The sequence below is a fragment of the Paenibacillus sp. 2TAB26 genome (genome assembly GCF_052115145.1).
Taxonomy (GTDB): Bacteria; Bacillota; Bacilli; order Paenibacillales; family Paenibacillaceae; genus Pristimantibacillus.
The window spans coordinates 232,502-249,004 of record NZ_JBFRGC010000022.1 but is presented as its reverse complement, the minus strand read 5'-3'; the positions used below and the strand labels follow the sequence as shown (position 1 = coordinate 249,004).

The window sequence follows — 16,503 nt, the reverse complement described above, 5'->3', positions numbered from 1 at the left end:
GGCACAAAGGAGAATTGAAGAATATTTGCATTTCTATAATAACGAGCGACCGCAGAGAAAACTAAAAAAACTGACGCCTGTTGCTTACAGACGTCAGCTTTCTGCCTAGGTGTTTTTTGCAATGTCTACAAATAGGGGTCTTGACCAATCGCATGAGGAGCGAACGCTGGATTTTTGTTTTTATTTTCTTTTGATTGCGTCAGCTGGAATTTTCCTTCGCCAAACAAACTGCTCGTCATGCGACAAGGAATCATGTATTGCGAAATTTGCTACAGAACCAATAACAATGCCGATAATTCCAAACATCCCCAATAGCCAAATGGCTAAATAGGCATACTCTGCTGCCAACAGCAACCGCCTCCTGCGCGCTTTCTATCATCGTATGCTGTTAATCGTGCCTTTAGTATTGTTTAAATTAAATCCACAATTAGGTCGCATGAAATAGCTTTAAGCAGCATATCAGAGCTGTTCCAGCGAGCAACGATTTATTGTAAAGAAGTTGATCGTTTTTGCCGATAATGGAATAAGGAGGTGTTTTATGGATATAGCAGCAGCATCAATTGCGATGAATCAGAACAGCTTAGCACTTGCAGCGAGCATCCGTGTCATGTCTTTAGCAAAGGAACAAGCTACACAGCAAGCGCAGGATATGGTTCAAATGATGAAACAAGCACAACCTCATTTAGGCCAAAGCATCGATATACAAGTTTAAACTGAACCCCCAAAGGCATAAATCGCTACTTGGGGGTTTTCCATCTTGAAACTGTTTCAAATGAAACTGATATGTTTAGTTAATCTAATACGAAGGCCTGCTTCTTTGAGATTGTTCAGAAAACTAACATTATCCTAATCTCATTGTTAAAAAATTCTAACAACCTTCGTTTATCCTTAATTTAACAAATGAAAAGTTGGAGGGATTATGATGAACATTTGCTTTTATCAACAAAGAATTGAAGAAGTACGAGCTGAAATGGTCGAGATATTTGGCGCGTGCAATAATTTTACAGATCAAGCTGTTCTCAAAATTAGCCAAGAACTGGATTTTCTCTTAAATCAATATTCCGGATGTTTAGCCAATCATTCAAATTAGCCCTTTCGCATGAAGAGGTTTTCTTATATTGCATGGAAGAATATGAAATTACGTTTCGGAGGTCTGATTGTGGAGATAAAATAAAAAGGACCCTTGCTATGCAAGGGTTCTGAACGTGCACCTACCTTATCAAGATTTCGCAGCATTCTCCTCTTCACTTCATAAGGCTCACGATCCTAACTGCCACAACGCCAATCGATTTCCCTGTTTTGATTTTCCCTCCTGCTTACTATAATTAACTACTTTACCTTGCCATGCTCGGCGCAACTCTCTCTTAAAAAAATGGAACAATCAACAGCCGCGATTAAAGTTAGCTTTTTCGGGATAAAAAAACACCCACAATAATGGGTGCTTGTTTCTACTATTTTAAAACGATTTGAGCTTTTTCCCCATCATCTTCAAGCTTAATTACAAGACTTTCATTGGAACTAGCTACCGAGTCTGGTACTTCGATTACAACAAAACCTTTTTTGCTCGCTAATGGTTTAATACTATTTTGACTCAAGTCTCCATCGATCATAGTTACAGTGTAATCATATTCATACTCGCCTTTAAAAATAGCTTTCATTCGAATACCATTTATCATTGCAGTAAAATCATTTGCCTCTTTACCATTATTGGTAACATTATAATTTAATACAATAAATTTATTGCCTTCATCAGCGCTTGAGGAAAACATATCACTACTCACTTTTTGATTAAACTCAAATGATTCAAGGGTAATTTCCCAAGTGCCTAATTTGAATTTATCACCTGGCTTGAAGGATGCTTCTTTCGGTTCCTCCGTAGGCGGAGTTTCCGTTTCTTTGGGTGTTTCAGTAGCCTCAGTCTCCTTGCTATCCACCGTGCTTGCTTGATTGTTATTCGAAGATTTGGCTGCATTATTTGTTTGTGATCCCCCGCATGCTGATAAAACAAGCAATATGAGTGCGAGTAATGTAAAGATTTGAACTTTTTTCATCAAACTCTCCCCCTTCAACAATTTCCTACATATTACCACAAATTCTAAGGCTTGTCTTAGAAATATTTGTCATACTACGTCAATTCTTTTTCAAGTAATTGATACCTATAATAGGTTGCTAAAAAATACTTTTAATAATTGCTCCATTTAATATCCATAAAATGGTATTTGTTGAAGTTTCTCATTTGCTATATCAAGCACCTTTTTACTGCCAGAGTGTTTTGAACTAATCGTTTCGAAATGGTATAGTAAGTTTATTGCTCCCAAGTTGACTTTTCAGCGAATTGTCCAGCGAATTGTCAATTACAGAGAAAGCGAATTCTTAGCATAGAGACGCGGCAGCACCTGCCTTTTTCGTCAAATATCTCAAAAGGAGGATAACAGCCCATGCAGGTTGAAAACTGTGTACCGTCTGGCATTCAACCCAAAGACACTGGCTTCGGCTACACATTGTCTGTTATTGGCGGCAAATATAAAATGACCATACTGTACTGGCTCTCCGAAAACAAGGTCATGCGTTTCAATGAGCTGCAACGGAGAATCGGCACTATATCCTTTAAAACATTAAGCGTGATGTTAAAAGAGTTGGAGACAGACGGCATTGTCAGCCGCGAGGAATTCCCACAAATCCCTCCCAAAGTTGAGTATTCCTTGACCGAGTTGGGGCAAACGATTATTCCGGTACTGGATATCATGTGCCAATGGGGAGAAAAAAACGGCATGCCAGCCGCGCAGGCGGCGACAATTCCGCTTTCGATATAAACACGCATGAACAAAAGATGTTGTCCCATAAGCTATGAAAATGGCTGTGGGACAACCTCTTTTTAATTTTCAAGAGACTGTCAACCAATATGTATAAACTTTAGTGACTTTTAACAGCTGCCGCTGGTAGCCCTCGATCATTTGTTCGTGCAGATTCCAGCAGATAAGCCAAGAAGGTCGAGAGCTCCTCCCCATTTCTGTCCCCACGACTTCACTAGCAACAGGCTTTACGTTCCCCATTCTTCCACAAACCGATCCAGTTCCGCCACTCAGACAAGCAGGATGACTTGGCCCCATTTGGTGCTTGCCAAAAAACCATTTGAATGGATAAATTATTCATCCCGTGTCCAAAATTCAAGTATTGACTCTCATACAAACATGAGATATATTTATTTCGTAACTTATTAAAATTATTAAAATAACTATTTAAAAATAATAAAGGAGAATTGTAAAAAAATATTCGCAGGTCCACAAAATAATTTAACACAACGGAGAATAGACATGGTTTTTCTTATTTTAATTTATTTGGCCTTTATCAGCCTTGGATTGCCCGACTCCCTGCTTGGTTCATCCTGGCCCATCATGAATACGGATTTGGGTGTTCCCATCGGAAATGCGGGAATTGCATCCAGTATTATTTCCATAGGCACCATTATTTCAAGCTTGCTCTCATACAAGTTGATTCGGGTCATTGGCACAGGCAAGGTAACGATTATCAGTGTCGCCATGACTGCCGCTGCACTACTTGGTTTTTCGCTTTCGCCTTCCTTCATTTGGTTATTGGCTTGTGCGATTCCGCTTGGTCTTGGGGGCGGAGCCGTTGATGCCGGACTGAATAGGTTTGTGGCCGAGCATTATGAAGCCAAACATATGAACTGGCTGCACGGTTTTTGGGGTGTTGGAGCTATGCTAGGCCCTATTTTGTTGTCTACGCTCGTATTGTGGGGAAATACGTGGAGAAGCGGTTATTTTACTATATCGATGGTACAGTTTTCATTAGTTATGTTACTGCTGTTTTCTCTTCCAATGTGGAGGAAATTTGAAGGCCCGTCAACGAAGCCGGCTAACGAAGATCTGCAATCCAAAGAGAAGCCAGGACTGCTCGCTTCGCTGAAAACAAAAGGTGCTATCTTTGGGATGTTATCGTTCTTCCTGGTTTCTTCAACGGAAGCTTCCATGATGCTATGGGGATCAAGTTATTTGGTGAAAAACGAAAGCATTTCGCCTGAAAGCGCTGCAGGTTGGGTATCCTTATTTTTCTTGGGAATCACGGCCGGACGGATGTTAAGCGGCTTTATCTCTATTAAGTTGAGCAATGAGGCGCTGATTCGCCTTGGAACCATTCTTATGATTTTCGGATTTTTTATCATGCTGTTGCCGCTTCCGACGATTTTAGCATTAATCTCATTCATTATTGTTGGGACAGGGCTTGCGCCGATCTATCCATCCATGCTGCATCAAACGCCCATTTATTTTGGGCAGCATAACGCACAGGCGGCTATGGGCATGCAAATGGCATTTGCCTATACCGGTACTACGTTGGTTGCACCATTGCTTGGACAACTTTTTGCGTACGTCTCCTTCTCCTTAATGCCTTATGTGCTCCTCACCTGCGGCGTAGGATTGCTGATTTGTAGGGAAATGCTAATGCGGGCTTATAAAAGGAAAGCTGGCGTTCACAAAAACACTTCTTTGGAGACCTAAGTGTTTGAAGTAGCAGGCCGAATGCTCCAGCTTTAAATGTAGAAAGGCGGATGAATGATGCGAATTGAACATGTCGCAATCTGGACCAAGGACCTTGATATGATGAAATCGTTCTATGAGAAATTTTTCAACGGCATCGTAAATAAAAAATATGTGAATGAAAAAAAACAATTCCACTCGTATTTTTTGACCTTTGAATCAGGTGCGCGTTTGGAATTGATGCAAAAACCCGAGCTTGCGGAGTTGGAAACTGCCGATTATTACGGCATAACCCATTTTGCTTTTTCAGTCGGTTCTGAGGAAAAGGTGAATGAATTGACGGATCGCTTAAAGAAGGAGGGCTTTCAGGTTTTGGATGGACCGCGAACAACCGGTGATGGGTATTACGAAAGTGTTGTGCTTGATCCAGAAATGAATCGGTTAGAAATCACGATTTAAACGTATTCTTCTATCTCCGTCACACCCCAATCGGTGACAATGGGCTAGTCCGGACTCAGATGTTGGAGAAAGGAACCTATGAAACATGATTCATGCCTTCTCGTTTGAAAAATATAAACCGAAAGAGGGAATTAAAGATGAAAAAGATGAATATTGGCCTTCAATTGTATACACTTCGTGAAGAGATGGCGATCGATTTCAAAGGAATGCTGAAGAAAGTGGCCGAGCTGGGTTATGAGGGGGTTGAATTTGCAGGATATGGCGGTCTTCCTGCCGATGATCTGAAGGCGCTATTGGATGAACTCGGCTTGAAAGGATTTAGCAGCCATCTTTCTCTGCACGCGCTTCGTGCTGATCTGCAAAAAGAGATTGATTACTTGAAAGCCATCGGCGCTCAATACATGGTCTGTCCTTATCTTTTCCCTGAAGACCGACCGAAAAATGCAGACGAATGGCGTACCTTATTTGTAGAGCTTGAACAAATCGGGAAGGAAGTTCAAAAACAGGGACTCATTTTGGGTTATCACAACCATGAATTTGAGTTCGAGGGCGTAGTAGGCGATAACAATCCTTTTGAAGCCATGTTTGCAGAGACAACTCCGCAAGCTGTTCAGGTGGAGATGGACGTATGCTGGGTGCAATTTGCAGGCAAAGATCCTCTTCAGTACATCGACAAATATGCCGGCCGTCTCCCCTTGCTTCATCTAAAAGATTATAGCTTAGACGACCAAAGACAGATGGTTACATTAGAGCTTGGCGAGGGCGTAGTAGATCTGCCAGCCGTAATACAAGCAGGTGAGCAAGCCGGAGTCGAGTGGCTGATTGTGGAACAGGATTTTTGTCAGAGCCCTCCGCTGCAAAGCATTGAAAAAAGCTATGCATGGTTAAAAAGAAACTATCTTACCTAAATGAGGTTTTATTTCAATGAGTATGGGACAAACAGCTAAGCCAAGAGCAGCTCCTTTGTCTTAAAAAGCTTTGCGATTTTAATCTACCTTATTTCAATTGAAATACAACGACTCTCGTCGTTGTCTTTTTTTGATTAGATGGAAAAACACTACACAGCGAAGACGTTTCCTGTTACTTGGTTGGGCCAGGAATCGCTACGCACTATCTACTTCACCCAAATTATCAATTATTAATTCTAACTGGACGACTCACTTGAATTAATAAGTTTGTTTATCGTTTCAGATAGCTCTGATTTCGAGAATGGTTTTAATAAATAATCTCTAACTCCTAGTTGCATTGCTTTGCGAAAGTAAATGTGTCCGCTGAGCCCCGTCATTACAATCCATTGAGTATCTAAAAATCTATTACGATAGCTCTCAATAAACGTCATTCCATCCATCCCCGGCATGATAATATCTGTGAGTATGATATCCATATGATCCTCTTCCATAATTACAAGAGCCTCTTTGGTAGAAGAAGCTTCATATACGTTGAAATCTGGAAAACTCTTCATTAGGGTGCGTTTAACATCACCTTTTATTATGAAATCATCATCAATAATCAGAATATTCATGACCTTACTCCCCTATCGTTGAAAAGATTCAAGTAAACGCGGGTTCATCAGAACCTTTTCACCATAGAAGTCTACTTTAATAAATTTATCTTAGATATATTCGTTGTCTTGTCGATAATTTCCGAGCAGACCAGACTGATATGCTGCTATCGCCTGAGCAATCAAACCATGAAGGATGTCGGAATCTAAATCACTTTCATAATTAACAACAGGGAATATTTTTCTCAAACCCTCTGATGGTATCGCTTGCTCAATCGCTTCTTTTAAAGCTTCGGAAAAAAAATCACCGTAAAGAACAACGTATGCGGGATTGATTGTCCCACAAAAAATACTGATTAATTTAGAAATGGCAGCACCTAGCTCTTTGGGGTCATCATAGTTAATCGTTATCCAGTCAACATCGATCGGAAGCAGATTGACTTCACCAGCATAACCAACGACCCCTTTATGAATGCTGCCATCAATTACAACGCCTGCACCTGGACCAAACGTACGAGGGAAATAAATGCCGACAATAGAGGATACTTTTTCTGTATGTTGGCTAAAGCCAAAAGCTGCTGCATTGACATCATTCTCAACAATGACCGGTATCTTATACTTATTCTGAAAATATTCTGTAAAGGAAGTCCCTTTTAAAGATGTAAAGTCGTTTTCCAAAATAATACCATTACGCTCCACACCCGGCAGTGAAAAAGCAACAAGACTTATAGTCGAATAGTTTCGCAGGGCCTCATCGATCATCTGATCAAAACTAGAGAGTTGGATGGTATCAAACGGCTCCTCTGCGTCCCATACGCGTTCCCCGTAAAGATTCCCGATACAAGCACTGATAATATTTTTCCCGTTGCGTACCCGCGCCGATAGCCCCAGCACATGCGCAAATTCTGCATTAAAGCTATACGCTTGAGACGGCCTTCCTCCCGTCGCTGAATACATTTTACCGAGTTTGACTTCTCCGCTTTCTACAAATCCATTCAGTATGTTCCCAACGGTAACAAAGCTTAAGCCTGTCGTTTGAGCCAATTGTTTAATGGTGGAAGTTTTGGATGAACAAAGGCTCCAAAGAACTGTTTGTGAATTGCTCTCTTTCATGTCCAGCATATTTATTCCCATAAAAACCCCCGGCTTATTAACTCTGATTTTCATTTTATAATGTTGCAATCCGCCATAAATTCCTGACTTTGAATCATGATATCCGTTTCTATTTTCCGAATCACTATGCATGAATCTCCTGCGGCAAGCGAGTCAGGTGGATTATCTTTTAGTATAACATTTCCTGCACCTGTTGTTTTTCTAAACATTAGCTGATGTAATACCCGATTTCGTTAGATAATTCAAGCTCTCTTTTACACAATCAAAGGCGTCCTTCTGCCAGTTTTCTTGCTCGACCAGACCCCATTTCACACCGGTTCGATGACAAGCCTCAAATATGGGCAACCAATCAATCCGACCTTGGCCAAGTGGAACCAAATATTCTTTCCCTTCGGTTGAGAGTGCATAATCTTTAAAATGGCATATGTCTACTCGCCCTTGATACCGTTCCATTAAAGCCACAGCGTCCTCACCTGCCCGAACAGCGTGATACACACATAAGGTTAAGCCCACTTCAGGCAGCTGTTCCATAACGATATCTATGGCACGAATGCCATTTATGTACTCATAGTTGAACCAGAGCGGATGGAAGGTGAGTGCGATACCATGTTCACCCAGCGTCCTAGCCATTTGGTCCAGCGCGTCGCAAAATTCCACGATGCCTTCCGGTGTCATTAACTCGCGCGGGATGGTACTGACACATAAAGACTTACTTTCCCACAGTCTATTCATCGTGATATAGTAATCCAGATTATTTTGCACCACGGTAAAATCTTCTTGCGTTGCGATACATTTCAGCCCTGTTTCTCGCAAAGCTTTTGCCGTGAATGCCAGAGGTACGGCAGGATCGATCCATTGCAGCTGTACATCGTGATACCCCATATTGTGCAGTCTACGGAATGTATGTTGTACTTCATCTTCTGTCGTGAGATAAGGTCTAAGACTTGAAGCTTGAAAGCCAAATGATGTCATAATTCACCCTCCAAGTTTATTGATTGGTTATTAAAATGAATTTAATAAATATAATTTAACTATACCCCTGTCTGCATAAGGAGTCAATGTCTTATGTATTAACTCCTCACTATCCCATAACTTGTTGAAAGAAAGCAGCAATAGACGCAAAAAGAAAAGGAGTTAAGCACAGACAAGCTGCTTAACTCCTTTTCTCATTTAGACATTCATCTTCAATGAATATCCGATGTATCCCGCGGATCCTAAATTTCCACTTATGGGACYACCTCTTTTTGTTTCTTCACTAATTAAAGACTATCAATAAAATCAACATAACCCTGCGCGCTAATATCTAATTTCCTTAAGTAATCTGGATTTCCTTCCGTCTCGTATTCTGCGCCATAGAAGGCATAGAAGGAACGATAATCGGCGCCGCAATATAAAAATGTCGTGTCAAAGGGAGATAGGAGTTGGTCAAGTCCGTAACGTAGTTTCCCTTCTTCGGTAAAGTCTTTTTCCCGTCCACCAGCGGTTACAGCTAGGGCGGTTTTTCGATTTCTTAATTTATCGCCCTTTGACCCGTATGCCCACCCGTAAGTTAGCACCTCGTCAAGCCATTGTTTAAGCAGCGGTGGAGAACTGAACCAGTAAACAGGGAACTGCAAAACTAAATTGCTATGCGCTTCAATCAACTGTTGTTCCTTTTCCACGTCGATTTTTCCGTCGGGATAGGCTCCGTGCAAATCGTGAACCGTATATTTGTCGGGATATTTACGAAGCTCATCCGCCCAGCTTTTATTGACGATGGATGCTTCCATGTTTGGATGTGTAATGATAATAAGTGTTTTCAATGTATTGCCCTCCTTGAGCGGTATTTGTTTCTGAACTAGAGTATAGATCGCATCGCCGCATTGCGGAAGTATGCACTTTTAGTTCACCTACTTACCATAAGGTAAGTACTGCACCGAACAGTTAGTCCCAAAATGTTAATCGAATCTTTTAAAAAATCTTTAATGATTTGAATGGGAAATGGAATGCTTAATGTGGTCAAGGAGAGAATGTTGAGGAGAATCTGAGGGTTAAGGTATCGCAGTTTTGAGTATAAAAACAAAAAAAGCCTTGATTATCAAGGCTTCCGAAGTTTAAGTTATGGTGATCTGAACAGGGTTCGAACCTGTGACCCCTACCCTGTCAAGATAGTGCTCTCCCAGCTGAGCTACCAGATCATGTTAGCGACAATTAATAATATATCAGGTGTAAGACGCCAAGTCAACATATTTCTTTACAGATTTTTCTGACTCTCCACTCTCATCACGATGTCTCCACAAAAGTGGAATCGGTCATAATGATTGTATAATAATTGCAACAATTTGTCTTTTAACGACGTCAAGTAAGTGCTGCAGCAAAAAAAAGAAGAGGTGACCGTATGAAAAGACGATTGATACTGACAATGACACTGGTTGCAATGATGCTCTTCACTCTTGGACAATCTGTATGGGCTTTCAAGGACGTTAAAAATGACGTAAACGAGCATAAAATTAACGAGCTTAAGAAGATGGGCATAATAAGCGGAGATAAACATGACAAGTTTAATCCTAAAGGCAAGCTCACTTATGCCGAAGGCGTTTCTTTGATCGTTAAAGGGCTAGATATTAATATCAACCATATCCGCTTCATTAAAGAACCTAAAGCAAGCGACTATTTTACAAACATAAAAGATAACGCTTGGTATTCGCAAGCTTTTATCATCGCGAGTATTAATGGTCTAGAAATTCCAAAAACGGTCAAAGCTAACGACATCATGACCCGCGAGCAATTTGCTCATCATTTGTTTAAAGCGATGATGACGAAAGGCGATTACGCCTTTATTGAAATTTTCATGCAGTTGGAAGATGCGGCTGATGTGAACAAAACCTACATGGACAGCATTCAAAAGCTTCTCATAAGCAAAATCGTCACATTGGATAGTGCGAACAAGTTTTATCCTAAAAAAGCTATTTTGCGCGGTGAAGCAGCAGGCTGGCTATATGACGCCATTACATTTGTAAAGGAGACGGCTCCGATTCCAACTAAGCCTGAGCAACCGAGCCTCGACCTGAAGCTTTCGATTGAGGCGGTAAACCCGCAAATCAATAAAGTAACCGTAAGCACTCAAGTAGGACATCCCGGTTATGGTTTCCGTATTACCTCTATTGCTTTCGAAGGAGATCAAGCTTTCATCAATGTAGAATTGGTCATGCCTGATCCTGATAAAATGTATCCTCAAGTTATTACAGACGTATCCGCCTCCACTTATATTGATGCAAAGCTAAAGCCAGTACTCACCCAATCCTCGCAATCTACGGAATCAAGTGAATCGTCAACAGGCAAAACGATCATCATCAATTAAAACAAAAAAGACTTCTCTACCTGTCTTATTAACCATCAGACAGTTGAGAAGTCTTTTTTTTATTTGCTTTCAAGCTCATTCAGCATCGGAATCGACCAGTCAATCGGCTCGCTTCCAATCGATTCTAAGAAACGATTTGTCCTGGAAAATGGTTTGCTTCCAAAAAAACCTTTGCGCGCTGCAAATGGGCTTGGATGCGGTGAAATAATTAAATGATGCTTGTCCCCATTAATATGCTTCGCTTTCGCTTCTGCATTCTTGCCCCAAAGTATAAATACCACGGGCTTCCCCCTATCGTTTAGAGCGGCAATAATCTGATCGGTAAATTGCTCCCACCCTATTCCTTGATGAGAATTAGGTTTGCCATCCTCCACCGTAAGCACTGTATTTAGAAGCAGCACTCCTTGCTTAGCCCATGAAAGCAAGCTTCCATGGTCAGGCACAGTGGCCCCTACATCCGACTCCAGCTCTTTGTAAATGTTTTTTAGTGAAGGAGGTACCTTTAATCCTGGCTGCACGGAGAAGCTAAGCCCATGCGCCTGCTTTGGTCCATGATAAGGGTCTTGTCCTAAAATGACCACTTTCGTCTGCTCATAGGATGTATGATGAAGTGCATTGTATATATTTTCTGCATCCGGATAAACCTTGGTCGTTTTATATTTTTCTGCCAATATGGCAAAAAGCTCTTGCATATAAGGCGCTTCAAGCTCACTCTGCAATTTCTGCGCCCAATCATTTGCTAACGTATTCATAATCATTAATATCCCCTTCAAACGCAATCGTTTTTGAATAAGCAGCCTTTGTTAGCTCTGCTTATCAAACCAATTATAAAAAACTTGATTAATATATTGTCCAGTAAGCAAATATGGAACCGTCTCTTTTTCTACAAACGACTCTTTTCCTTGAATACTAAAATAAAGCCATAAAGCAATTCCTTCGGAAAACGAATCAGGCTCGTAATCAGCTTCATTTAATAGGCCTGAAATGACAGTCATACAGTCCTCTATCGCCGCTTCCCCTTCAGAATGATACGTTTTAAGCTTTATTTTCAAATAGGAATAGACATAAGGAAACTCCTTGTTTCCACCCAGAGAAGAGCTGTAAAGCGCTGTAGAGATCGCAGCTGCCATTATGCCGGTTTTCCACTGCTCCGCTTTTTCCGTGAGTGATACATCATCCTTAAACCGATTTAGAAGATCATTGTAAAGCGTGTCCTTTAAAGAGAATATCTCCGCATAGAGTCGACGCGCGCTTAGCTTAAGTGAAGTCTCCTCGTTCTTGTGCTGCATCAATCATCCACCTACTTCCCTTATCGCTCAGGTATTTCAATACAACTCTTAGTTTACTTCATTCAAAATAGAGAAAGCAAAAAAGTTTCCTCATTAAATATCGTGGCAAATGCCAACAGTATAATAAAAAAAGCCCGCTGCATGATATCGCAACGAACTCATAAGACCGCTTAATCAGAATGCACCACTCCTGTTCCTGCTATAAAATCATGAATCGCTCTTTTGTCCTCTCGTAAACCGACCATAAAGGCGCTGACGATCACAGCAATACCTAATGTTAATCCATAAACAAGTCCACCGACAACATTACGCAATAACATGGTGCCTATACCTGGAGGTGAGCCATCCAGCTTTCTAATCTGTACGCCGCATATCCTTTTCCCAATGGTATAGCCGCTCCAAAATACCGGAACCAGTAACGAGTAAAGGAATGAGACCGCATCTGTAAAATAATCTCTACCTTCATTACCTCCTGTAAATAATAATGAAATAATGGCTAATGGAATGCCAATAATAATGCCATCCRGCAATGAAGCTCCTAATCGAATCCAAAAACCTGCGTTCATGCCGAGTCCCCTCCAGTATTACATCATTAATGTTACTCCCTTATTCAGACACATTCCTATTAAAACTTACGCTTATCAGCTCCGATGTATACCTTAATCCATTCGCCTATCCTTAAAGTAAAAAATATTTCGAGGATTTCCCATTTGAAGACTAGCCCATCTCTTTTTTGACGATGATTAAAATAATGAAAGAAGGAATATAATCTGGAGGATAGATTTTGTGGATACTACAACAGAATTGCTAATAAAAAGAGCATATGCCAATCCCCGTTTAAGACAAAACATTATGAACAAGAGTATGATTTGTTTGTATTGTGATTACTCTGGTTTCGTTGCGCAAAATAATCATGGAGCAGCTTGTTGCTTTGTCTTCAATAGAACAATACGCGTTACCGCCAAAAAAATTATGATGGAACATATTGAAGGTTCCAATTACGGTGAATTGCTTGCTGTTCGTTACAGTCTTGAAATACTTGCAAGTGCGCTGACGGAGTATGAGCCGAAATTCGCTATTATCTATACTGATTGCAGTCAAATCGCAAACATTTTATCAAAAGATTATTTTTCTCATTCACATCATAAAGATGCTAGAGATGAAATATTGGCAGCTCTACATCATTTAAATAATATGTATCCCAGCGTTCACATACAAATAAAATACATAAGCAAGCACAAGAAAAACAATACCCTCCATAGGTTAGCCCATAATGCTGCGAGACAAGCTGCTATAAATTAATTACTGCCAGCCTCTAATTTACTTAACAGCTTTAGAAATTAACATATAAAATTAAATTGCTAGATATTAAGTACCTAACGATAAAAAAACCTCCTTTGTTTAGAACTGACAAGTCAGATTCTATAAAGGAGGTTCTTTTATCGTTCGTACATCTTATGTACTTCGTGAAAACCATTGACTCGTCAATGTCTTCGAGGTATGCCGAGGACGGGAATCGAACCCGTACGATGGTCACCCATCGCAGGATTTTAAGTCCTGTGCGTCTGCCAGTTCCGCCACCCCGGCATGTTGTAAAGGTTTTGCTTATGGTGGGCCCTGAGGGACTCGAACCCCCGACCAATCGGTTATGAGCCGACCGCTCTAACCAACTGAGCTAAGGGCCCTCGAAAAACGTATATTTCAACGTATTCATCGAAAGGTTGGTTGCGGGGGCAGGATTTGAACCTGCGGCCTTCGGGTTATGAGCCCGACGAGCTACCGGGCTGCTCCACCCCGCGACGTATATCCATTTGAGCAAAGCCAGTTGAATTGGCGACATAAAATAATATACTATATAGGTGTGTTTTAAGTCAAGCAAAATATTCTAATTTATTTTCTTTTTATTTTTTATGGTATAAACCTCACGCCGTATCGCCCTTTTCGGGATCGAAATACCTCTACCTCATGCGGAGTTTCATAGCCATACATCCAACCGTCATTCTCCATTCTCCTAACCAAACAACCCGCTTGAAATTTGGTTTCATATAGGCGAACCCAATATACCCATCTCATGTCATCCCTCCACTATCTTATTGGAGAAGCTGATGCTTATCACTCCAATAAAGGCTGTATACATTAGAATACCCCAAAATTGGGATCATACATGCAAATGGGGTATACTCAAAATAGGTCATTTCGAAGGAGCTGAAGACCATGTTATATGGAATTGTTGTTTTCCCCGAAAAGCATGTACAGGACTTCGCTAATAGCTGGCGAAGACGCCATGATCCGCATTACACAGCTGTACCTGCTCATTTGACAGTACGATACGCAGAAGATTGGTCAGACGATGAATTGCAGCTAGCAGTCGCTCATTTAGAGCAAACCACATCTAAGCTGCCTGCTTTCTCTATCCATTTGAATCGTGTATCTACTTTTTTCCCTGTAAGTCATGTGCTCTATTTAGCGCTTGAAGACACCGTTTCCATGCAGAAGCTCCAGGAGAGCGTGTGCAGCGGTCCGCTGGCCATTGTCGAGCCCAAATATGTTTACACGCCACATGTCACGATAGGGCAAGAAATCTCAGCTGATGAGCTGCATGATTTATTCGGAAATCTGCGCATGCAGTCCATTGATCTTACTTCGAGAATTGATCGCATACATCTGATGTATCAGACCGAGAACGGCTCTTGGACCGCTTACCAGTCCTTTCTATTACGAGGTTAGACAAAATATTAAGGAAAAAGCCCGCAAACGACGCAGAGGTCGATTACGGGCTTCTTTCTTATTTCAAATTATCTAGGCATCGGCATAATTTCGACTCCGCCGCCGTTGCCTTCTCCAGTTGGATTGTTTTTAATTTTTTCCAAAACCGCGTTTCCACGTGTTTCCCACTCAGCTAGTGCTTCACGAGCCGATTTTTTCTTCTCGATTACGGCCTGGAACAATTCATAGCCAGGTTGTTGAGCTTCCCATGCACCTGGTTTCTCACGGAAGATTTTGTCCGTATCTACAGCTGGCATTGGTTTAAGTGAAGTAAATGCGTCAATGTTGTACTGCAAACCGCCGATTGGCGTCAAAAATTCCTTACGTGCAACCATTTCATAAAGACTTCTCGATTTCAGCTTAGCCCATTCCTTGCTGTTGGAGAACTTGATGAAATCCCAAGCGTCTTTATCGTTTTGAGCTTTGTTGTTAATACCCATCAACTGGCTCAATGAAATACTGCTGCCTACTTCAGGATCGCTTGGAGAAACGGGAACTGTCACAACGTCCCAATCAACAGCTTCAAAATCTTTAATTTTCGATGCGTTGTCCGAAGCTCTCTTAAGCTCATTGATATAACCATAATCACCAATCGTCATCGCAATTTTGCCTTTGATGAACAAATCACCATAGAATGGGTCATTGCCACCTTCCGCGTTTTGCTTCTCATACATTTTATTCATAAATTCTTGTGTTGGAATAACTTCTTCTTGATACAGCGATGCAACAGTGCTCCATACATTTTCCCACTGATCGCTATTGACGAGCATTTTCTCGCCTTTGTCATCCCACATTTTTAGCTGCAATGCTTGGCTATAAGACTGCGCATTGCTAAAGCCGTCGTTGGACCAACGATTGAAGGAGAATCCAAATTTACGGTCCACGCCTTCACCTTTAGCCACTTGACGTGCTAGGTTAAGAACTTCAGTCCACTCCATTTTGTTTGTCGGAGGAGTTACACCAGCTTCAGTAAACATTTTTTTGTTGTAGTATAGTGCAGAAGAGTTAAAAGTTGGCGTCAATGCATACAATCCGCCGTCACCAGCAGCTTTAATGCCTTCAACAACAGTTGGAACATAATCCGACAAGTCGAATTTATCTTGTGCTATTAGCGGATCCAGCGGTTGCAGCAAGTTGTCTTGTGTCATCCGACGAAGCATATTGTAATCCAGAACAACAACATCGACTGGATTTGATCCAGTTAGCATTTCTTTCATTTTTTCATACGGATCTGGCTGCTTTGTTGGCTTTGCAGGATCTTGCTGTTCAAAGCGTTGATCATCATAGTTGATTGCGCCTACGATTTGGAACTCAATGTTAGGATGAGACATTTCATACATATCCGTGTATTGCTGACGGAAATACGGCTCATTATCCGCACCGCCATAAAGCACGCCAATACGTAAAACCCGTTTTTCTGTAGAGCTGTCTGAGCCGCTGCTGCACGCTGCTAGCAGGCCAATAAGCAAGGTAAGTGTTAACGATACTAAAGTAAATTTGCGAATTCGCTTGCCTGACAATCTTTTATTATTCATTTGA

At 41.2% G+C, this 16,503-nt stretch carries 21 protein-coding genes and 4 tRNA genes; 10 read left to right on the top strand and 15 right to left on the bottom strand.

Annotation, left to right across the window (positions count from 1 at the left end; translation table 11 throughout):
* Positions 1-13: 13 nt before the first annotated feature.
* On the top strand, positions 14-109 hold the full coding sequence (locus AB4Z50_RS24575) for an IS3 family transposase (RefSeq protein ID WP_441878496.1): 96 nt from the start codon (positions 14-16) through the stop codon (positions 107-109).
* Positions 110-180: 71 nt separating this feature from the next.
* Here AB4Z50_RS24575 and AB4Z50_RS24570 read toward each other — a convergent pair whose 3' ends face one another.
* Positions 181-348, bottom strand: a complete 168-nt coding sequence (locus tag AB4Z50_RS24570; RefSeq protein ID WP_441883064.1) for a hypothetical protein — start codon at positions 346-348, stop codon at positions 181-183.
* Between the two features lie 190 nt (positions 349-538).
* Between AB4Z50_RS24570 and AB4Z50_RS24565 the strand changes: the two genes are divergently transcribed.
* On the top strand, positions 539-712 hold the full coding sequence (locus AB4Z50_RS24565) for a YjfB family protein (protein ID WP_076268202.1): 174 nt from the start codon (positions 539-541) through the stop codon (positions 710-712).
* A 207-nt stretch (positions 713-919) separates the two neighbouring features.
* Positions 920-1,090: an aspartyl-phosphate phosphatase Spo0E family protein gene (locus AB4Z50_RS24560; protein ID WP_441883062.1), complete on the top strand. Its 171-nt coding sequence runs from the start codon at positions 920-922 to the stop codon at positions 1,088-1,090.
* Positions 1,091-1,451: 361 nt separating this feature from the next.
* On the opposite strand, the gene AB4Z50_RS24555 is transcribed toward AB4Z50_RS24560, so the two are convergent.
* Entirely contained in the window at positions 1,452-2,051 is a 600-nt protein-coding gene (locus tag AB4Z50_RS24555; protein WP_339208764.1) for a DUF5067 domain-containing protein, read from the bottom strand.
* A 387-nt stretch (positions 2,052-2,438) separates the two neighbouring features.
* Between AB4Z50_RS24555 and AB4Z50_RS24550 the strand changes: the two genes are divergently transcribed.
* From AB4Z50_RS24550 to AB4Z50_RS24535, 4 genes are all read left to right on the top strand, one after another.
* Positions 2,439-2,813 (top strand): winged helix-turn-helix transcriptional regulator, encoded by a 375-nt coding sequence (locus tag AB4Z50_RS24550; RefSeq protein WP_441883060.1) that lies wholly within the window; start codon positions 2,439-2,441, stop codon positions 2,811-2,813.
* 501 nt (positions 2,814-3,314) lie between these two features.
* The gene (locus AB4Z50_RS24545; protein ID WP_441883058.1) at positions 3,315-4,517 is read left to right on the top strand and encodes an MFS transporter; all 1,203 of its coding nucleotides are present in this window, start codon (positions 3,315-3,317) and stop codon (positions 4,515-4,517) included.
* A gap of 57 nt (positions 4,518-4,574) precedes the next feature.
* Positions 4,575-4,955, top strand: coding sequence for a VOC family protein (locus AB4Z50_RS24540; RefSeq protein ID WP_441883083.1), 381 nt, complete (start codon positions 4,575-4,577; stop codon positions 4,953-4,955).
* A 137-nt stretch (positions 4,956-5,092) separates the two neighbouring features.
* Positions 5,093-5,863 (top strand): sugar phosphate isomerase/epimerase family protein, encoded by a 771-nt coding sequence (locus tag AB4Z50_RS24535; protein ID WP_441883056.1) that lies wholly within the window; start codon positions 5,093-5,095, stop codon positions 5,861-5,863.
* A gap of 236 nt (positions 5,864-6,099) precedes the next feature.
* Here AB4Z50_RS24535 and AB4Z50_RS24530 read toward each other — a convergent pair whose 3' ends face one another.
* From AB4Z50_RS24530 to AB4Z50_RS24510, 5 genes are all read right to left on the bottom strand, one after another.
* Complete coding sequence (locus AB4Z50_RS24530; protein WP_441883054.1) at positions 6,100-6,477, bottom strand: response regulator; 378 nt, start codon at positions 6,475-6,477, stop codon at positions 6,100-6,102.
* A 90-nt stretch (positions 6,478-6,567) separates the two neighbouring features.
* The gene (locus AB4Z50_RS24525; protein WP_441883052.1) at positions 6,568-7,701 is read right to left on the bottom strand and encodes an ROK family protein; all 1,134 of its coding nucleotides are present in this window, start codon (positions 7,699-7,701) and stop codon (positions 6,568-6,570) included.
* 69 nt (positions 7,702-7,770) lie between these two features.
* Complete coding sequence (locus AB4Z50_RS24520; protein ID WP_441883050.1) at positions 7,771-8,541, bottom strand: sugar phosphate isomerase/epimerase family protein; 771 nt, start codon at positions 8,539-8,541, stop codon at positions 7,771-7,773.
* Between the two features lie 287 nt (positions 8,542-8,828).
* Positions 8,829-9,371, bottom strand: coding sequence for an NAD(P)H-dependent oxidoreductase (locus tag AB4Z50_RS24515; protein ID WP_441883048.1), 543 nt, complete (start codon positions 9,369-9,371; stop codon positions 8,829-8,831).
* Positions 9,372-9,670: 299 nt separating this feature from the next.
* Positions 9,671-9,746: transfer RNA gene (locus AB4Z50_RS24510), tRNA-Val, on the bottom strand.
* Positions 9,747-9,946: 200 nt separating this feature from the next.
* Between AB4Z50_RS24510 and AB4Z50_RS24505 the strand changes: the two genes are divergently transcribed.
* Entirely contained in the window at positions 9,947-10,909 is a 963-nt protein-coding gene (locus AB4Z50_RS24505) for an S-layer homology domain-containing protein (protein ID WP_441883046.1), read from the top strand.
* Between the two features lie 59 nt (positions 10,910-10,968).
* Here the strand turns inward: AB4Z50_RS24505 and AB4Z50_RS24500 are convergent, their stop codons facing one another.
* The 3 genes from AB4Z50_RS24500 to AB4Z50_RS24490 form a co-directional block, all read right to left on the bottom strand.
* On the bottom strand, positions 10,969-11,661 hold the full coding sequence (locus tag AB4Z50_RS24500) for a uracil-DNA glycosylase (RefSeq protein ID WP_441883044.1): 693 nt from the start codon (positions 11,659-11,661) through the stop codon (positions 10,969-10,971).
* A gap of 51 nt (positions 11,662-11,712) precedes the next feature.
* Positions 11,713-12,198, bottom strand: coding sequence for a hypothetical protein (locus AB4Z50_RS24495; protein ID WP_441883042.1), 486 nt, complete (start codon positions 12,196-12,198; stop codon positions 11,713-11,715).
* Positions 12,199-12,368: 170 nt separating this feature from the next.
* The gene (locus AB4Z50_RS24490; RefSeq protein ID WP_441883040.1) at positions 12,369-12,764 is read right to left on the bottom strand and encodes an RDD family protein; all 396 of its coding nucleotides are present in this window, start codon (positions 12,762-12,764) and stop codon (positions 12,369-12,371) included.
* Between the two features lie 220 nt (positions 12,765-12,984).
* On the opposite strand from AB4Z50_RS24490, the gene AB4Z50_RS24485 reads away from it, so the two are divergent.
* On the top strand, positions 12,985-13,500 hold the full coding sequence (locus tag AB4Z50_RS24485; RefSeq protein WP_441883038.1) for an RNase H family protein: 516 nt from the start codon (positions 12,985-12,987) through the stop codon (positions 13,498-13,500).
* A 199-nt stretch (positions 13,501-13,699) separates the two neighbouring features.
* Here the strand turns inward: AB4Z50_RS24485 and AB4Z50_RS24480 are convergent.
* The 4 genes from AB4Z50_RS24480 to AB4Z50_RS24465 form a co-directional block, all read right to left on the bottom strand.
* Positions 13,700-13,785 (bottom strand) — tRNA-Leu (locus tag AB4Z50_RS24480).
* A gap of 21 nt (positions 13,786-13,806) precedes the next feature.
* Positions 13,807-13,883 (bottom strand) — tRNA-Ile (locus tag AB4Z50_RS24475).
* A 37-nt stretch (positions 13,884-13,920) separates the two neighbouring features.
* A tRNA-Met gene (locus tag AB4Z50_RS24470) sits at positions 13,921-13,997 on the bottom strand.
* Between the two features lie 109 nt (positions 13,998-14,106).
* Entirely contained in the window at positions 14,107-14,271 is a 165-nt protein-coding gene (locus AB4Z50_RS24465; RefSeq protein ID WP_162839330.1) for a hypothetical protein, read from the bottom strand.
* Between the two features lie 141 nt (positions 14,272-14,412).
* Here AB4Z50_RS24465 and AB4Z50_RS24460 point away from each other — a divergent pair, with 141 nt between their 5' ends.
* The gene (locus tag AB4Z50_RS24460; protein ID WP_076268194.1) at positions 14,413-14,925 is read left to right on the top strand and encodes a 2'-5' RNA ligase family protein; all 513 of its coding nucleotides are present in this window, start codon (positions 14,413-14,415) and stop codon (positions 14,923-14,925) included.
* Positions 14,926-14,993: 68 nt separating this feature from the next.
* Here the strand turns inward: AB4Z50_RS24460 and AB4Z50_RS24455 are convergent, their stop codons facing one another.
* Complete coding sequence (locus tag AB4Z50_RS24455; RefSeq protein WP_441883036.1) at positions 14,994-16,499, bottom strand: ABC transporter substrate-binding protein; 1,506 nt, start codon at positions 16,497-16,499, stop codon at positions 14,994-14,996.
* Positions 16,500-16,503: the final 4 nt, after the last annotated feature.